We start from the raw sequence: 17527 nt of genomic DNA, 5'->3' as shown, positions 1-17527 counted from the left end.
CGGTCAGTTCTCCTGTTTCGAGGTGTCGCCGAGCAGGCGGGTGCACAGGCGGTCGAACTCTTCGCCCCACCCCGCCTGATCGGTGCGTGCAAGTCCGCCGAGGTCTACTACAGTACGTCGTGCCTGGGTGTCGGCGGTGAGCCGGACCCAGATTCTGCGACGCTTGATCACCAGTGAGACGAGCAGTCCGCCCATCATCGTGAGTGCGAAGATCAGCACCCAGGTCTGGGCCGGGTCGTGCGAGACCTGAAGGTTGACGAATTCCTTTGCGCCGTCGAACGTGACGACGGTGCCGTCGCTCAGCGTCGCGGATTCTCCCGGCATCAAATTGACGCGGTCCTGCTTCACCAGCCTGCCCTGAGCGATCATTTCCTGATCGAGCGAGAAGATCGACTGCGGCAGTCCGGTGTCGAGCCCTGTGTCGCCCTTGTAGATGTCGATGGCGACCGCGGGGTCGTTCATCGCGGGGAAGCTCGACGACAGCAGACTGCCCTGGAACGACGCGGTCGGCGCGAACAGTCCCTCGATGGCGATCTGGTTCTGGCGGCGGTCCACTGCGTCGGGATACAGACCACCGGGCGGGTCGACGCGCAACACTCCGCTGGACAGGAAGGTCGTCGCGTCCGTCGGCTGCCATTGGATCGTGTCGGTGCGGGTCTCGCCGTTCGGGAACGTCACGGTGAAGGTGGGTGCGTAGCCGTGGCCCTGCAGGTAGACGCGGTCTCCTGCGACGCGCAACGGGTGATTGACCTGCAGTTGGTCGTCGCGCCAGACGTTGTTCGTGAGGTCCCTGCCCGCCTGGTACTCGATGTTGGAGGTGAACATCTCGGCCTGGCCGGTGTCGAGGTAGTCCGCTCGAAAGTCCTTGACGCGTACGCACAACGGCTCCAACGCGGTGCCGTCGACGAGGTTGCCGGCGCGGAAGGAGTCGTAGTTCGCGGGGGTCGAAGTGCAGAATCCGGGTCCGTCGTCAGCAATGACGATGCGGTTGCCCTCGTAACCGAGCAGCTTGCCCATCGCGATCGCGGCCAACAGTCCGACGAGCGAGAGGTGGAAGACCAGGTTGCCCAGTTCACGGACGTAGCCCTTCTCCGCCGACAGAGTGACTGCTCCGCTTTCCTCGGTTCGCTGGGCGACGCGCCAGCCGCGCAGCTGGGTGCGCACCCGTGCGGCGATCTCCTCCGGCGTTCCGTCGGTGTCGTGACGACTGTGGTGCGGCAGGCGAGAGAGGTTGCGGGGCGCGCGCACGGGCTTGGTGCGCAGTTGCTTGGCGTGCTCGATGCAGCGCGGCAGGATGCAGCCGATCAACGAGATGAACAGCAGTGCGTAGATCGCGGTGAACCAGAAGCTGCCGAACACGTCGAACAGCTCGAACCGGTCCATGATCGGACCCAGGGTGGGACGGTCGGCGATGTACTCGTCGACCTTGCCCGCATTGAGGCTGCGCTGCGGCACCAAGGCACCGGGAACCGCGGCGAATGCCAGCAGAAACAGCAGCACCAAGGCGGTGCGCATGCTGGTCAGGCCGCGCCAGGTGTTGCGGACCAGCGCCACTGCCTGGCCGAGCGGAGACTGCTTGCGAGGGGCTCCGGTGCGCTCTTCGAGGTCGACGGTCATATCGGCAACACCACATCGGAGACGAAGGCGTCGCGCACCCAACCGACGAACTGATCCCACGCACCGGTGACCAGTGCGATTCCTACTGCTATCAACATCATTCCGCCGAACACCTGTATCTGTCGTGCATGTGTACGCAGCCAGCCGACGCCTCGCAGCGCGCTGACCGAACCGAACGCGAGGATCACGAACGGCAATCCCAGACCGAGGCAATACGCCACGATGAGGGTGACGCCGCGCGCCGCCGTCGCACCGTCGGTGCCTGCGGCGAGCGAGATGACGCCGGCGAGCGTCGGACCGAGACAGGGCGTCCACCCCAGTGCGAACACGCCGCCGAGCAACGGCGCACCGGCCAGCGAGCCGATCCGTTTCGGCTCGAACCGCACATCGCGTTGCAGTGCGGGTATCAGTCCCACGAACACCAGACCCATGGCGATGGTGACGACACCACCGATGCGCATGAGCAGTTCGCGGTTGATCGCCAGCACGGAGATCGCTCCGAAGACCGATGCGGTGGCGAGGACGAACACCACGGTGAATCCGAGGACGAACAGTCCCGCCGCTCCGGCTACGCGCAACCGGCCGCTACGCACTTTCGTCTTGACGGCTGCCTCGTCGGCGCTGACGGCCGGGGCGTCGGCTCCGACGACTCCGGCGAGGTATGAGAGGTATCCGGGCACCAGGGGCACCACGCACGGCGACGCGAAGGAGACGAGCCCGGCCAGCACGCAGGCTCCGAGGGCCAGGATCAGCGGCCCGGAGGCCGCGGCTTCCTGGAAACTCGCGCCGATCCCGGCTAGGTACATCTCGCTCACGGCTGCACTGGCTCCTCGGCTGCCACGCGTTCGACGACGGGTTGCAGGTCCTCGGCGAGTAGCTCTCGCAGGAACACCGCCGCGACGCGATGCTGCCGGTCGAGCACGAGGGTCGTCGGGATGACGGAGGTGGGGACGCCGCCGAGCGCGGTCAGAGTGCGCATCGGCGGGTCGTAGATGGAGGCGTAGCCGACGTTGTTGCTGATGACGAAGTCCTGTGCGGCGGTTTGTGATTCGTCGCGCACGTTGATGCCGAGAAATTCGACGCCGAGAGACTTGGTGGCCTCGTAGACCTCTTCGAGGTCGTCGGCTTCACCGCGGCACGGTCCGCACCACTGACCCCAGACGTTGAGAACCACGACGTCGCCGTCGTAGTCCGACAGCGAGGTCGTCTTGCCCTCGGTCATCAGATCGGGCCCGGACAGCTCGCCGATGGTGCCGCGCTCGTCGGGCTCGTAGTAGATGTCGGTCTGTCCGCCCGGGGAGACGAACTGGAAGGTGCCTCCCTGCGCGACGGCGTCGGTACCGGTCGAGCACCCCGCGACGAGCGCCGCTGCGGCAACCGCGAGCAGAAACCTACGCACCGGAGATCCTCGGGTCGGACGAGCCCGCGGGCTCGGAGTAAACGAGGTCGACGAGTTGGTCGCCCTCGTAGACCAACGACGTCAGCGACGCGAGTCCGCATTGACGGTTGCGTGGGTCGTGCCAGAGCCGGTCGCCCTGCAGGAATCGGCGCAGCGTCCACACCGGCAGTTGGTGGCTGACGCAGACCGCCTCGTGCCCGACGGCTTCGACGCGGGCCGCGTTGACGGCGGCGAGCATGCGGTGCGCGATCTGCAGGTACGGCTCTCCCCACGACGGGGTGAACGGGTCGCGCAGTTTCCACCAGTGCCGTGGCCGACGCAGTGCGCCGTCGCCCACAGCCACTCGCAGTCCCTCGAACTCGTTACCCGCTTCGATGAGGTTCTCGTCCTCGGCGATCGTCAGACCGTGAGCCGCCGCAATGGGTGCGGCGGTCTCCTGCGCGCGCAGCAGCGGCGATGCGACGACGTGGGTGATGTCGTGCCCGGCGAGCGCATCTGCGACGGCCTTGGCCTGCGACTGTCCCGTCACCGACAGCTTGAAGCCCGGCAGCCGTCCGTACAGGATGCCCTTGGGGTTGTGCACCTCGCCGTGCCGGAGGACATGCACGATGGTGCGCGTCGTCGAGTGCGGATGTGTTGCGGGGGCCTCGGTCACGTCGGGTCCTGTTCTTGCTGGTCGGGTGGTCGGGGTGATCAGTGCGGTGCGGTAGCGGCTGCGGCAGCTTTCGCGGCTGCCGGGGCCGCGTCGGCGATGATCTCGAAGGCTCTGTCGTCCAGGGCCGCAGAGACGAACCAGGCCTCGAATGCGCTCGGCGGCGGGTACACCCCACGCGAGAGAAAAGCGTGGAAGAACGCCGGGTATCGCCACGTCTGCGCGGCTTTGGCCTGCGCGTAGTCGGTGACGGGCCCATCGGCGAAGAACACACTCACCATAGTGCCCGCGAACTGCACGTGGTGGGTGACGCCTTCGGCGGTGAGAGCGTCGCCGAGCAGTGTCCCGAGTCGCTGAGAGTTGGCCTGCAGCTTCTCGTAGACGGCGGCATCGGCCAGTTGCAGGCTCGTCAGTCCGGCCGCGACGGCAACGGGGTTTCCGCTCAGGGTGCCCGCCTGATACACCGGGCCGGCCGGTGCGAGGTAGGCCATGACGTCCGCGCGGCCGCCGAATGCGGCGGCGGGCAACCCTCCGGACATGACCTTGCCGAAGGTGTAGAGATCACCGGCGACACCGTCGATGCCGTACCAACCGGCTGCGCTGACGCGGAATCCGGTCATGACCTCGTCCATGATCAGCAACGCGCCGCGTTCGGTTGCAAGTCGACGTAATCCCTCGTTGAAACCGGTGACCGGCGGGATCGCGCCCATGTTGCCTGCGGCGGCTTCGGTGATGATGCACGCGATCTGGTCGGGGTTGGCATCGAAGGCGGCGGTCAACGCATCGAGATCGTTGTAGGGAACGACGATGGTGTCCGACGCCTGAGCGCCGGTGACTCCGGGTGATGTCGGCAGTCCGAAGGTGGCCAGTCCCGAGCCGGCGTCGGCCAGGAGTGCGTCGACGTGGCCGTGGTAGCAGCCGGAGAATTTGAGGATCTTGGTGCGTCCGGTGAACCCGCGTGCCAACCGCACCGCGCTCATGGTTGCTTCTGTGCCCGAATTCACAAGGCGTACCTGGTCGACGGGGCCGACGCGGCGCACGATTTCCTCGGCCAGTTCGATTTCGCGCTCGGTGGGTGCACCGAACGACAGGCCGGTCGCGGCCGCCTTCTGGACCGCCTCGACGATGGCGGGATGGGCGTGTCCGTGGATCATCGGGCCCCAGGACGAGATGAGGTCGACGTAGGACTTACCGTCGGCGTCGGTCATCGTGTATCCGCTGGCCTGCGTGATGAACCGCGGTGTGCCACCGACCGACGCGAAGGCGCGCACCGGCGAGTTGACGCCACCGGGAATCACCGAGCTCGCGCGGGCAAAGAGTTGGGCCGATACGGGGGCGTCGTCGCCGGTAGGAACAGTCACGACCTCCAGTGTCCCAGGTTCTGCGAAATCACCAACTACAGGGCGTAATAATGCGCTCTCGGTCGGTGGTCCGCCGGACGATTGAGCGAACTGCACACCGGGTAGTCGGTTCGAATGACTGACACCGATAGAACAGATACCGGTAGCACCGGAGACGGCGTCACCAAGGTGGCCGAACTGATGTCCGAGGCCGGACTCTGCATGTTCACCACCGTCGGACGAGACGGCCACCTCATCTCGCGGCCGATGGCGCTGCAGGAAGCCGAGTTCGACGGCGATCTGTGGTTCTTCGCCGCCCATGACTCTCGCAAGGTGGCCGACATCGCGGCGAACCCGACGGTCAACGTCTCGTTTCAATCAGGCGAGGGCTGGGTTTCCCTGTCCGGAACCGCCGCAGTGGTCGAGAACCAGACGAAGGCCGAGGAACTGTGGAACACCCGGACGGCCACGTGGTTCGAGAAGAACCCCGATTCTCGTGAGGTGGCGTTGATCCACGTGGCCGCCGAGGGTGCCGAATACTGGTCGACTCCGGGTTCGAAGGTCTCGAATCTGATGGCCTATGCCAAGGCCAAGATCACCAACGAGCGACCGAACCTCGGCGAGCACGAGGTCGTGGAACTCGAACTACCCCATACGTCGACGAACTAGTTCCGCTCGTGCCGGGGTGCCGTCGGGGGAACGTCCGGGTTACCGGTCAAGGCCGAATCTCCTGCGCTGCGATCGGCAGTCGCATTCCGATCGACACCGTCGTTTCGATCGACCGCTGTATTCCGGTCGACAGCTGCATTCCGGTCGACAGCCGCATTCCGGTCGACAGCCGCATCCCGATCGACAGCCGCATCCCGATCAAAAGCCGCATCCCGATCAAAAGCCGCGTCCCGGTCGCCAGCCAAGTTCCGATCATTAGCAGCGTTCAGGTCGGCACTTCCGTTCCGGTCACCGGTCATCTTTCGGCCGCCTTTGACGTCCGGATCGATAGCGTTCGCGCGCTCGAATTCAGAGTTCACTTCGTCGCGCGATGCCGCCGCAACTCCCTGGTGGGATTGTGCCTGCTGTGCAAGTTTTTCGGCCTCGGCGGCTTTGACGTCGGCTTCCGCCTGCGCGCGACGTGCCTTGGCCTCGCTTTCGCGGGCCTGTAGTTCACGCTCTTCCGCGATGGCTGACTGGTCGGCGGCCTTTTCGCGAATATCGTTCGCTTCCAGCCTTTTTCGCTCCTTGCCTTTGCGCGCCACTATCAGGGCGACGGCAACGACCAACACGACGACGACTACTGCGATGATGATCCACACTGCGGTGCTCATATGGGAACTCCCGATCTGTTTCGACTGCCCAAGCGGCAGACCATCCCAGCCAGTTACCCGAGTAATGAGGCGGTAAACTCGCCGAATATCGACCGAGCAAGCACGCCGAATTCGTTGCTGTTCAATGCGCCGGCCCCGGCGGGCATCCGTGCACGCAGCTCGACACCCGTCACCAGCGGCAACTCTTCCAGGTTGATTCGTGCCGCCAGACTCGGTTCGGTCGGCCACGACCCGATCACCAGTCCGGCGCAGTCCGCGTCCGCAGTACGCACAGCGGCGACGGTCAGCGCGCTGTGATTGAGCGTCCCCAACTCTGCCCCCGCCACGATCAGGACCGACGCCCCGACGGCACCGGCCAGATCGAGCACGGTGAATCCTTCTGCGCCCAGGCGCACCGCCACCCCGCCGGCACCTTCGACGAGGACCAGGTCGACGGCCTCGTCGAGCGCGCGCACGGCGTCGACGACGGAGTCGAGTTCGAGCATCGGCCGGCCCGATCGCCGCGCCGCGACATCCGGCGCAAGCGGCTCCGGGTACCGCGCCAGCTCGATTCCGCAGACCCCCGAAAGACGTTCCACCACATCGATATCCGATTCATCCGGGCCGTTGTCGCCAACTCCGGTCTGCGCCGGTTTGCACACCGACACGGTTCGTCCGTGTGCAAGGGCCGCGGCGGCGAGCGCAGCGGTCACCACCGTCTTGCCCACGTCGGTCGAGGTTCCGGTAATGATCATTACCGTCATCCCAGCACCGCTGCCAGAACGGATGCGGCACGGCCCATATCGGCATCGGTGAGGTCGGCGCGAGCCGTCAGTCGCAATCGAGATGCGTCCGGGGGAACGGACGGCGGCCGGAAGCACCCGACGCGTACGCCGAGCTGCAGGCAGTTCTCGGCCGCGCGGACGGCACGCTGCGAATCGCCGAGTATCACCGGAACGACTGCCGATGCAGTGGGTTCGGCTCCCGCCGCAGCAGCCAATTGTGTTGCTCGACGGCCGATCGCAGTCACCCGCTCGGGTTCGGCGCGCAGAATCGCCAGCGCGGCCGACGCTGCGCCCACCGAGGCCGGGGCAAGTCCGGTGTCGAAGACGAAAGTGCGCGCGCCGTGCAGTACCTCGTTGCGGACGGCGGCAGGCCCGAGTACCACGCCGCCCTGCGACCCGAGTGCCTTGGACAACGTCGCGGTGACCACCAGGTCGGGCTCACCGGCCAGTCCGGCGTCGTGGACGGCGCCGCGTCCGCCCTCGCCGCGCACACCCAGTCCGTGCGCTTCGTCGACCACGAGCACCGCGTTCCGTCGCCGGCACACCGCGTAGAGCTCGGTCAGCGGGGCCAGATCTCCGTCCGCGCTGAACACCGAGTCGGTCACCACCAGTGCCCGCGTCTCAGTGCGTTCACGAAGAAGTCGATCGACGTGCTCTGGATCGCAGTGTCGTGCGACGACCACCCGCGCCCGAGACAGTCGGCACGCGTCGATCAGCGATGCGTGCGATGCGGCGTCCGAGACCACCAGCGCATCTCGGCCCGTCAGCGCCGTCACGATCCCGAGATTGGCGGTGTAGCCGGAGGAGAACACCAGCCCGGACTCGAACCCGAGGAAATCGGCGAGTTCTTCCTCGAGGCGCTCGTGCGCGGTTGTCGTCCCGGTGACCAGCCGCGATCCGGTGGACCCACCTCCCCACCGGCGGACGGCCGCGCAGGCCCCGTCGAGGACGGCCGGATGCCGAGCCAGACCGAGGTAGTCGTTCGACGCCAGATCGAGGACGGTGTCCCCGGCCCTCCGAGCAACGACGACGCGCTCGAGGCCCGCCGTGCGTCGGTCGTGCGCGGCGGCGTCGAGCCACTCCAGAGCGGTCATGCCAGCACCATACTTGAACAGTGTTCAAGTATGGTTCCGGGCCACCGCCACCATGGCCCCAGCGATAGCCGCCACATCGTCGGCGGTGCACACGTACGGCGGCATCGCATAGACGAGCCGACCGAACGGCCGCAGCCACACCCCTGCGTCGACGGCTGCAGCGGTCGCCCGTGCCATGTTCACCGGATCACGCATCTCGACCACACCGATGCCGCCGAGGACGCGAACGTCCGCGACTCCCGGCAGGGACCGGGCCGGTGCGAGGCCGTCGGCCAACCCCGATGCCAGACCGGCGACCTCGGCGCGCCACTCGCGCGAGAGCAACAGCTCCACCGAGGCCACCGCGATGGCGCATGCGAGCGGATTGCCCATGAACGTCGGCCCGTGCATCAGCCCGCCGGCCTCACCGCCCGACACCGTCTCCGCCACGTCGGTGGTGCACAGCGTCGCCGCCAGGGTCAGATAACCGCCGGTCAGCGCCTTCCCAACGCACATGATGTCCGGTGCAACCCCGGCATGGTCGGCGGCGAACAGCTCCCCGGTCCGGCCGAAGCCGGTCGCGATCTCGTCGAAGATCAGCAGGACGCCGTACTCGTCCGCCAGACGGCGTAGTTCCGTGAGATAGCGCGCGTCGTGAAACCGCATCCCTCCCGCACCCTGCACGATCGGCTCGACGATGATCGCCGCCAGTTCGCTCGCATGCTCGTTCAATATCGACTCGAAGTCGGCGACGTAGCCGGCGTCGAACTCCGCCGGCGGAGCCGGAGCGAACACCTGTTTCGCCAGCACATCGGTCCACAGCGCGTGCATGCCGCCGTCCGGATCGCACACGCTCATCGGCGCGAACGTGTCTCCGTGGTAACCCCCGCGCCAGGTCAACAACCGTGTGCGACGGCTCTCGCCGCGCGCACGCCAGTACTGCAGGGCCATCTTCACCGCTACCTCGACCGAGACCGATCCGGAATCGGCAAGAAACACCTTGTCGAGTCCCGCGGGGGTGATCTCGACCAACAGCTCCGCCAACCTGGCTGCCGGAGCGTGCGTCAGGCCGCCGAACATCACGTGACTCATGCGGCCCATCTGATCGTGGGCGGCGGCGTCGAGCACCGGGTGCCGGTAGCCGTGCACCGCAGCCCACCAGGAGCTCATGCCGTCGATGAGTTGCCTGCCGTCGGCCAGCGTCAGCCGCACCCCGGATGCACTGTCGACCACCAGCGCGGTCGCGCTCGCGGGAAACCGACTGTAGGGGTGCCACAGATGATCACGGTCGATTCGACGGATGTCCTCGGAAGTCAACACGCCACAGCACCCTGCCACAGCGACCCGGCGCTTCCGACTCTGTCGCCGCTCGAGGTGAAATGTCCGAATCCGTTAGCATCGCAGAATGATCATGCCGCGCACCAGGACGAGATTCGCAGTCGTTGCCCTGGTGGCAACCCTGGCACTCTCCGCCTGTGGCGGCACGGCCACAAGACCGACGACCACCACCTCGACACCCGACTTCGCCATCGACACGTCGACTCCTCTCGGCGCACTGAACGACCGGATCTTGCAGTGGATCAACAGCGACAGCGCGCCCGATGCAGCGGCCGTCGACGCCGTCACCGGCCCCGAACTCGCCGAGGCCGTCGCACCGCTGGGCGGACTCGTCGCTCCCCTCGAACAGCTGAGAGCAGGCGCGCCGAACGTGGCGACGGGCTTCGAATCCGGTGCCCAGACCGGCGTACTGAGCATCACCACAGGGGGTATACCCGCGACGATCTCGACATCGATCGACGCCGACGGCACGCTCAACGGCTTCCTGGCCAAGCCCGACACACCCCAGATCTCGTCGTTCGACGACCTCGACGCAGCACTGTCGAAGGTTGCTCCGACTTACTCCTACAGCGCGTCTCGTCTCAACGGCGGCGACTGCGAGGCCGTGTACTCCACCAATGCGGACTCGGTGCTTCCGTTGGGTTCGGTATTCAAGTTGTACGTCCTCGGCGCGCTCACCGACGAGATCGAGGCGGGCAGAGTCCGGTGGGACGATCGGCTCACCATCCGGGACGAGACCAAGAGTGCGCCGTCCGGCGAACTGCAGAATCTGCCCGACGGCACCGCGGTGTCGGTTCGCGAGGCCGCCGAGAAGATGATCTCGTTGTCCGACAACACCGCAACGGATCTGCTGATGGAACGCCTGGGCCACGACCGCATCGAACGCCAACTCGGCGTCATGGGCCATCACGACCCGTCGATCATGACGCCGATGATGGACACCCGGCAGTTCTTCGTCATCGGATTCGGCGATCCGAACCTGCGATCCGAATGGGCCGATGCGGACCCCGACGGACGCGAGAAGCTCCTCGAGCAAGCGGACGCACGGCCGCTCGAGATCGACTTCGAGAACTTCCTCGACAATCCGGCGTCCGCCAACGGTGTCGAATGGTTCGCAAATGCGCAGGACGTATGTGCCGCGATGGCATACCTGGCCTCGAGTTCGGCAGGGGAGGAGAACCGCCGGATCCTGGCGATCACCCCGGGCGTGCACCTCGATGCGGCGCAGTGGCCGTATTCGGGTTTCAAGGGCGGGAGTGCGCCCGGCGATCTGGCCGGCGCATTTCTGGCAACCGACGAGGCGGGTCAGGACTGGATCGTCACCGAGCAGTTCCAGAGCGGTGAAGCGATCGATCTGATCCCGTCCAGCTACGCGTTTCTCGTCGCCCAAGAGGCGTTCGCGCTCTTGAACTAGGTGTGATTTGTAACATCCGTGTTACCGCTGCATTACACTCGGCGTCGTGGAGGCACAACACGAACCAGCCCAGAACGCGTGGCCGTCGGGCTTCAAAGAGTTCCTGGTCAGCGAATTCACCGACTTCAGCCCCCTGGTCACCCGGGCGCTGGAGGACAACTGTGCGTCGCTGTTCCACGACGGTCCGTACGCGAAAACGGGCTTCTGGCGCTCGTGCAGAGCGGTGTTCAAAGAATTCCTCTGGCCGGTCTGACCTTCCGGCACTCACGCGCGGCGGCAAAAGGTTACCGTCGAGTATGGCAACCACAACTGATCACCTTCGGAACACTCTGGACGGCCGCTGGCGAGATGTGAAGAACCAAGCGCGTCAGCAACTTGCACGCGAAGAGTTCCGGCCGCACTACACGCCGAACACCGTTATCGCCCGCACCAAGGCCATGGAGCAGATGAAGCTGCTCGCCGCTGCCGGTGCTGCAGACAACGGCTTCAAGAAGGAACACGGCGGCACCGGCGACGTCGGCGCAGCGGTGACGATGATCGAGATGCTCGCGATGAGCGATCTGTCGCTGATGGTCAAGGCCGGCGTCCAGTGGGGGCTGTTCGGCGGTGCCATCGAGAACCTCGGCACCGAACGCCACCACGAGGCGTACGTCCCCAAGATCATCAACCTCGAACTGCTCGGCTGTTTCGCCATGACCGAAACCGGCCACGGCAGCGATGTGCAGTCGCTCGAGACCACGGCCACGTACGACCCGAAGACGGACGAGTTCGTCATCAACTCGCCGACGCCGTCCTCGCGTAAGGACTACATCGGCGGCGCCGCCGAAACCGCGACCGTTGCCGCGGTGTTCGCTCAGCTCATCACTGCGGGCCCGGGCGAGGAGCCCGAGAGCCACGGCGTGCACTGCTTCTTCGTTCCGCTGCGCGACGAGAACGGCGACGACCTGCCCGGTGTCACCACCTCGGACTGCCAGTACAAGGGCGGCTTGCCCGGAGTCGACAACGGTCGCCTGATGTTCGATCACGTCCGCATCCCGCGCGACAATCTGCTCAACAAGTACGCCGATGTGTCCGACGACGGTACGTACTCCTCCCCCATCGAGAACAAGTCTCGACGGTTCTTCACGATGCTCGGCACGCTGATCCGGGGCCGTGTCACGGTCGGCGGCAGTGCGGCCGCGGCGGCACGGGTCGCTCTCGACATCGCAACGCGATACGCATTGCAGCGCAGGCAGTTCGCCGCACCGGATTCCGATCAGGAAGTGCTGATCATGGACTACCTGGTGCATCAGCGTCGGCTGTTCCCCTTGATCGCCAAATCGTACGCCTTGCAGTTCGCGCAGAACGAACTCGTGTCCAAGATGCACGAGTTGCAGACCGCCGACAGCCCCGACGCCGAGGAGCAGCGCGAACTCGAGGCGCGTGCAGCCGGACTCAAGGCTGCGAACACCTGGCATGCGACCGCCGCGATTCAGGAAGCCCGGGAAGCATGCGGCGGCGCAGGCTATCTGGCCGAGAACCGGCTGATCTCACTCAAGGCCGACACCGACGTGTTCACCACGTTCGAGGGCGACAACCATGTGCTCACGCAGCTGGTGGCCAAGGAACTGCTCACCGCGTACGCCGACGACGTCAAGTCCATGAGCCCGGTCGAATGGGTCAAGTTCGCCGCCGACATGGTGGGCGATCGAGTGGTCAAACGCACTGCAGCACAGGCGATCATGCAGACCATCCTGGATCGCCGTCAGGACAACGAGGAAGAGGGTTCGCTGTTCAACCGCGGCACCCAGGTCAAGATGTTCGAGGATCGCGAGGAGTACCTGCTCTCCACGGTCGCTCGCCGCTTGCAGTCGAAGTCCAAGGAAACCAGCCCGTTCGAGGCGTTCAATGCTGTGCAGGATCACGTGCTGCACGCGGCGAGTGCGCACATCGATCGAATCATCTTCGAGGCCTTCATCGCAGGCATCGAATCGTGTGAGGATCCGGCCACCCAGGATCTGCTGCACGAGGTCTGCGACCTGTACGCCCTGTCGGTGATCGAGAAGGACAAGGCCTGGTTCATCGAACACCGGTACCTGTCCACCGAGCGGTCCAAGGCCGTCACTCGCGCGATCAACGAGCGGTGCCGCACACTGCGTCCGCACGCAGAGTTGCTCGTCGACGGTTTCGGGGTGCCCGACGCGTTGGTCGGGGCGGCAATGCTCGGCGAGCCGGGAGCGGGAACCGAGGAGGAGCCCGCCGCCAACCCCAGTCACGCGCACTGACACCAGTCGAGACGATCGATGAGGTGCGGGCCCCGACTCGGGGCCCGCACCTTCGTCAGTTCACGCCCGGTGTGACGAGCAGAACCTTGTCGTTCGATCCGTTGTCGGTGGTGACCAAGAATGCGCCGTCGTCGCCGAAGCTGGTGAGCGAGCGCAGTCGGCCGTACGTACCCACCAGGGCATCTGCCTCGTCGACGTATTCGGTGCCGTCATCGGACAGCTTCAGAAACAGCAGTTTCTCGCCCTGCTGACTCGAGATCACCGCGGCACCGTTCCACGAACCCCATCCCGCGCCGTCGGCAAAAGTGAGACCGGGTGTCGCGATGGCGGGGCTACCCGAGCTCCACACCGCCTCGATGGCACCCGGCACGCGGGTCGGATCGGTCATCGGTACCGACTCGTCGTAGATGAACGGGAGTCGATCGGGGCGGTACCCGTAGTTTCCGCCCGGCTCGAGCAGGTTCAGCTCGTCGTCCCGGCTGGTTCCCTGCTCCACCTCGTAGATCTGCCCGGTGCCCGGCCTGATCGCCAGGCCCTGCACGTTCCGATGGCCGAGGGTGAAAATGCGATCCGGCGAACCCGCAGCTGCCGAACCGTCGGCATCGATGTGCAGAACCTTGCCGCCCAGCGAGTTTCGACTCTGCGGAACGCTGGGTGACGCGGTGTCGCCCGTGCCGACGTACAGGGTGCCGTCGGGGTGGGCGAGAATTCGGCAGCCGCCGTGTCGTCCGCCGTCGGCAAAAGGGATGTCGTCGATGAGCGTGCCGGTACGCGTCAGAGCGGTCCACTCGGGGTCCACGGTCCACGACACGACGGCGATGTGGTTGTCGCTGCCACCGCCCCCGGCGCTCCCGGTCCCACCGCTACCGGTGCCTGCTCCGCCACCCTGCACGCCCTGGCACGTGTAGATCGTTCTGGAGGTGCGGAAATCCGTCGCCAGCTCGATGCCCATCAGACCGGTCTCGCCCGACGCATACAGATCGTCGAGGTCCGCGTCGAGCTCGCGGGTGGTCCCGTCGACGTCGCGGATGACGAACCTGCCCGATCGTTCTCCGGTCAGCACCGTTCCGTCCGGCGCGACCACCGCGTCCCACGGTTTCGCGAGCCCCTCGAGCACCGTGGTGACATTCAGGTTGGGTAGAGGATCGTCCTGCGCCGTCGCGGTCGTCGTACCCGCGAGCGTCAGGAAGACGCTGGCGGCAATGACTCCGGAACTGGACACCAGCTTGTTCATCCACTCTCCTGACGACGGTTCGCAACCGGATCGATATGACCGATATCACATGATCTTAATCACATGCAGGGGAGCCTCGCCCGACTCTAGTCGTGGCGAACTTTGCGTCAGCCGACCTCGGGCGTGACGAGCAGAACTTGATCGTCGGATCCGTTGTCGGTGGTGAGAAGGAACGCACCGTCCGTTCCGACGCTGGTGAGCGAGCGCAACCGGCCGTACGTGCCCTCCAACGCTTCCGCGTCGGCGACGTACTCGGTTCCGTCCTGCGAGAGCATGAGGAAGACCAGCTTCTCGCCCTGCTGACTCGAAATCACTGCGGCACCGTTCCACGAGCCCCATTGCTCACCGTCGACGAACGTGACGTCGGGGGTGGCGATGGTCGGATCACCCGAACTCCACACCGCGGGCAGGGCACCCGGTACCCGTTCGGGGTCGGTCATGGGCACCGATTCGTCGTAGACCGAAGGCCGTCGATCAGGGCTGTAGCCGTAGTTGCCGCCCGCCTCGAGCAGGTTCAGCTCGTCGTCGCGGCTCGTCCCCTGTTCCACCTCGTAGATCTGCCCGGTGTCGGGTCGGATCGCCAGGCCCTGCACGTTGCGATGGCCGAGCGTGAAGATGCGATCCGGCGCATCTGCCGCGGCGCTACCGTCGGCGTTGACATGTAACACCTTGCCGCCCAGGGAGTTTCGATCCTGCGGAACGGTGGGGCTCGCGGTGTCCCCGGTACCGATGTACAGCGTGCCGTCGGGGTGAGCCAGGATGCGGCACCCACCGTGACGCCCGCCGTCGGCGACGGGAATGTCGTCGACGAGCGTCCCGGTGCGTGAGAGCTGCGTCCATCCCGGATCGACGGTCCACGACATCACCGCGATGCGATTACCTGCGTCGCCGCGCACTCCCTGGCACGTGTAGACCGTCCTCGACGCAGCGAAGTCGGTGGCCAGCGCAATGCCCATCAGTCCGGTCTCGCCGGACGCGTAGAGATCGCCCAGGTCGGCATCGAGCTCACGCGTGTCGCCGCCGGGATCGCGGACGACGAATCGACCCGACCGCTCACCGGTCAACACCGTGCCGTCCGGTGCCATCACCGCGTCCCACGGCTTGTCGAGGCCGTCGATCAGGGTGGTGACGGACAGCGATGGCAGCGGTCCGGGTTCGGCGGATTCGGTGGGTTCGGTGCTCGCAGCGCTGGCACCGGCCGTGGATGCGCCCGTTTGCGGTGCCCCCGTCTGGGATGACTCGGCCTGCTGCACCGATTCGCCGGACGAACAGGCCGCCAGCACGCAGGCAGTCGCGGCAACGATTCCGACTGTGGACACCAACTTCACGAGCAACTCCTGACGGCGGGGACGAGCGGTCCGGTTTCTCCGGTATCTCCGTTTTACCCGGATCCGAACCACGCGCGCCGGCTACGACGCGAGGCGGTACCCAGCCTCTGTGACCGCGGCGTTCACCGTCGCGGTATCGAGCGCCGAATCGCTGGTCACCACAACCGAACCGGCGTCGACGTCGACATCGACCCCGGTGACCCCCGCGATCTCGGACACTTCTTCCCTCACCGATGCGGCGCAGTGTGCGCACGTCATGCCCTCGACCGAATATGTCGTCTGCATCGTCGACTCCTTCTCTGTCGTCAGGAGCGAACGAGGCGCGCAATGGCCTCGGACGCTTCTTTCACTTTCGCGTCTGCTTCCGGCCCGCCTTGCCGCGCGGCCTCGACCACACAGCCGGCGAGGTGAGCATCGAGCAGCTTCAGCGAGACGGACTGCAGCGCTTTCGTCACGGCGGAGACCTGGGTGAGAACGTCGATGCAGTAGCGGTCGTCGGCGACCATCCGGGAGATGCCGGCCACTTGGCCCTCGACACGACGCAATCGCTTCAGCAGGTCGTCCTGCTCGGCGCTGTAGCTGCTCATGTCGCCACCATACCCCTACCCGGTATGGGCTAGCTACCGTGTCCGGAGTCGGCGCACGCCGTCGACGGTCAGCAGACCCGCGACGGAGACGGCCAGGGCCGCCAACGCGATCCAGGACCCCGAGTAGAACGTCCCCGAATACGCCGGCGACACGTCGGGAACCGCAGGGAAGTCGGTGGTACGCACACCCGCGTTCCAGCACGCCACCGCTCCGATCACCGCCAACAACGCAGTCAGGAGCTCCGCCCAACCGAAATACCTCACAGGTACTCCCGCTTCGCCGTTTCCAGAGCCGCACGCAGCCCGTCGTCGTCCTTGGCCCACGCCTGCACCAGTCCACCGCCCACCAGCCGCAATCCGATGCCGTAGCGCTTGCGCGGCACCCCGGACAGCTCTCCGAGCACCCGCGCGGTCTCCCACTTCTTCGGTTCGTAGTCGCCGTCGGCGTACTCGGCGGGCGGCAGAATCTCGTCGATCTCGTCCAGGTCGACGGTCTCGGTTCCCTGACGCAGCCGCCGGTTGGTCAGTTCGACGCTCACGTGCATTCGGGCCGCACGGAGCTGTACGTACGTCAGACCGACGAGGATCAGCGAGAACAGCGCCAGGGCGAACCAATGAATCACCGGCCCCGATGCGAGCTCGACCGCGAGGACCACGAGGCAGAACACCGGGCCCCACGCCAACATGCGCCACCGACCACCGGGCTCGTGGAACAGTACGGTTTCCTCGACGGGCGTCTCACTGCTCACGATGGAACCACTCCCGCGTCGACGGCCGGTAGACGAGAACAGCCGCGACGACCAGCGCGATGGTGATCACCAACAGCACGAACGGAAACACCAGCGCAGCGAACGTCAACAGCAATGCCGCGGCCCCGGACAGCGCAACCAGGGCCCGCCGAAATCTCCGGTCTCCGTTGCGGACGGGGCCCGACATCAGGCCGATCACCAGGCCTACGACCCCGAAGATCACGCCGAGGCCGCGAAACACTGTCAAGAACGAATCGATCTGCTCGTCGGTCGCTCCGCCCGTGGTGAACGAGGCACGGATCTGTTCGGCGGGCAGCGTCAAGGCGATCATGCAGACGACGATCAAGAGAACGGCCGACACCAACCACAGCCAGTAGGCGGCCGAGACCACACTCGGACGGACGATCGGTGCGTCGGTGTCTGCGCTCACGCCAGACATCCTGCCA

20 protein-coding genes are annotated in these 17527 nt (G+C 66.0%); 4 read left to right on the top strand and 16 right to left on the bottom strand.

What is annotated here, in order from left to right:
- Positions 1-3: 3 nt before the first annotated feature.
- The 5 genes from ACIGGF_RS08665 to hemL are packed head-to-tail and all read right to left on the bottom strand — an operon-like array spanning position 4 to position 5029.
- On the bottom strand, positions 4-1617 hold the full coding sequence (locus ACIGGF_RS08665; RefSeq protein WP_397520964.1) for a cytochrome c biogenesis protein ResB: 1614 nt from the start codon (positions 1615-1617) through the stop codon (positions 4-6).
- Positions 1614-2423 (bottom strand): cytochrome c biogenesis CcdA family protein, encoded by an 810-nt coding sequence (locus ACIGGF_RS08660; protein WP_397521104.1) that lies wholly within the window; start codon positions 2421-2423, stop codon positions 1614-1616. Before ACIGGF_RS08660 ends, ACIGGF_RS08665 begins: the two co-directional genes overlap by 4 nt.
- A 5-nt stretch (positions 2424-2428) precedes the next feature.
- A complete protein-coding gene (locus ACIGGF_RS08655) occupies positions 2429-3016 on the bottom strand; it encodes a TlpA disulfide reductase family protein (protein WP_397520963.1) in 588 nt (195 codons plus the stop codon).
- Positions 3009-3671 carry a histidine phosphatase family protein gene (locus ACIGGF_RS08650; protein WP_222093841.1) on the bottom strand — a complete coding sequence of 221 codons (663 nt, stop codon included), beginning with the start codon at positions 3669-3671 and terminating at the stop codon, positions 3009-3011. Before ACIGGF_RS08650 ends, ACIGGF_RS08655 begins: the two co-directional genes overlap by 8 nt.
- 38 nt (positions 3672-3709) lie before the next feature.
- Positions 3710-5029 (bottom strand): glutamate-1-semialdehyde 2,1-aminomutase, encoded by a 1320-nt coding sequence (gene hemL, locus ACIGGF_RS08645; RefSeq protein WP_397520962.1) that lies wholly within the window; start codon positions 5027-5029, stop codon positions 3710-3712.
- Between the two features lie 114 nt (positions 5030-5143).
- Between hemL and ACIGGF_RS08640 the strand changes: the two genes are divergently transcribed.
- The gene (locus tag ACIGGF_RS08640) at positions 5144-5677 is read left to right on the top strand and encodes a pyridoxamine 5'-phosphate oxidase family protein (protein ID WP_397520961.1); all 534 of its coding nucleotides are present in this window, start codon (positions 5144-5146) and stop codon (positions 5675-5677) included.
- Here the strand turns inward: ACIGGF_RS08640 and ACIGGF_RS08635 are convergent.
- The 4 genes from ACIGGF_RS08635 to ACIGGF_RS08620 form a co-directional block, all read right to left on the bottom strand.
- Positions 5674-6318: a hypothetical protein gene (locus ACIGGF_RS08635; RefSeq protein WP_397520960.1), complete on the bottom strand. Its 645-nt coding sequence runs from the start codon at positions 6316-6318 to the stop codon at positions 5674-5676. The two genes, ACIGGF_RS08640 and ACIGGF_RS08635, sit on opposite strands and share 4 nt — an antisense overlap.
- Positions 6319-6383: 65 nt before the next feature.
- Entirely contained in the window at positions 6384-7073 is a 690-nt protein-coding gene (gene bioD / locus ACIGGF_RS08630; RefSeq protein WP_397520959.1) for a dethiobiotin synthase, read from the bottom strand.
- Positions 7070-8188, bottom strand: coding sequence for an 8-amino-7-oxononanoate synthase (locus ACIGGF_RS08625; protein WP_397520958.1), 1119 nt, complete (start codon positions 8186-8188; stop codon positions 7070-7072). Before ACIGGF_RS08625 ends, bioD begins: the two co-directional genes overlap by 4 nt.
- Before the next feature lie 24 nt (positions 8189-8212).
- Positions 8213-9487, bottom strand: coding sequence for an adenosylmethionine--8-amino-7-oxononanoate transaminase (locus ACIGGF_RS08620; protein WP_397520957.1), 1275 nt, complete (start codon positions 9485-9487; stop codon positions 8213-8215).
- Positions 9488-9572: 85 nt separating this feature from the next.
- On the opposite strand from ACIGGF_RS08620, the gene ACIGGF_RS08615 reads away from it, so the two are divergent.
- Genes ACIGGF_RS08615 through ACIGGF_RS08605 form a run of 3 tightly spaced genes read left to right on the top strand, consistent with a single transcriptional unit; the run spans position 9573 to position 13183 of the window.
- Positions 9573-10919, top strand: coding sequence for a serine hydrolase (locus tag ACIGGF_RS08615; protein ID WP_397520956.1), 1347 nt, complete (start codon positions 9573-9575; stop codon positions 10917-10919).
- A 46-nt stretch (positions 10920-10965) separates the two neighbouring features.
- Entirely contained in the window at positions 10966-11172 is a 207-nt protein-coding gene (locus ACIGGF_RS08610; RefSeq protein WP_397520955.1) for an inositol 2-dehydrogenase, read from the top strand.
- A gap of 43 nt (positions 11173-11215) precedes the next feature.
- A complete protein-coding gene (locus tag ACIGGF_RS08605; protein ID WP_397520954.1) occupies positions 11216-13183 on the top strand; it encodes an acyl-CoA dehydrogenase in 1968 nt (655 codons plus the stop codon).
- A 55-nt stretch (positions 13184-13238) separates the two neighbouring features.
- On the opposite strand, the gene ACIGGF_RS08600 is transcribed toward ACIGGF_RS08605, so the two are convergent.
- The 7 genes from ACIGGF_RS08600 to ACIGGF_RS08570 form a co-directional block, all read right to left on the bottom strand.
- On the bottom strand, positions 13239-14417 hold the full coding sequence (locus ACIGGF_RS08600; RefSeq protein WP_397520953.1) for a PQQ-dependent sugar dehydrogenase: 1179 nt from the start codon (positions 14415-14417) through the stop codon (positions 13239-13241).
- A 107-nt stretch (positions 14418-14524) separates the two neighbouring features.
- Positions 14525-15745, bottom strand: coding sequence for a PQQ-dependent sugar dehydrogenase (locus ACIGGF_RS08595; RefSeq protein WP_397520952.1), 1221 nt, complete (start codon positions 15743-15745; stop codon positions 14525-14527).
- Positions 15746-15826: 81 nt separating this feature from the next.
- The gene (locus ACIGGF_RS08590; RefSeq protein ID WP_397520951.1) at positions 15827-16030 is read right to left on the bottom strand and encodes a heavy-metal-associated domain-containing protein; all 204 of its coding nucleotides are present in this window, start codon (positions 16028-16030) and stop codon (positions 15827-15829) included.
- A 20-nt stretch (positions 16031-16050) separates the two neighbouring features.
- Complete coding sequence (locus ACIGGF_RS08585) at positions 16051-16332, bottom strand: metal-sensitive transcriptional regulator (RefSeq protein WP_397520950.1); 282 nt, start codon at positions 16330-16332, stop codon at positions 16051-16053.
- Between the two features lie 33 nt (positions 16333-16365).
- Complete coding sequence (locus ACIGGF_RS08580) at positions 16366-16596, bottom strand: hypothetical protein (protein WP_397520949.1); 231 nt, start codon at positions 16594-16596, stop codon at positions 16366-16368.
- Positions 16593-17018, bottom strand: coding sequence for a hypothetical protein (locus ACIGGF_RS08575; RefSeq protein WP_397521103.1), 426 nt, complete (start codon positions 17016-17018; stop codon positions 16593-16595). The genes ACIGGF_RS08580 and ACIGGF_RS08575 overlap by 4 nt, the downstream gene beginning before the upstream one ends.
- Before the next feature lie 52 nt (positions 17019-17070).
- Positions 17071-17511, bottom strand: coding sequence for a hypothetical protein (locus tag ACIGGF_RS08570; protein ID WP_397520948.1), 441 nt, complete (start codon positions 17509-17511; stop codon positions 17071-17073).
- Positions 17512-17527 lie beyond the last annotated feature (16 nt).

Source organism: Rhodococcus sp. NPDC078407, from assembly GCF_044542515.1.
In the GTDB taxonomy this organism is placed as follows: Bacteria; Actinomycetota; Actinomycetes; order Mycobacteriales; family Mycobacteriaceae; genus Rhodococcoides.
This window is presented reverse-complemented; position numbering and strand designations above follow the sequence as displayed.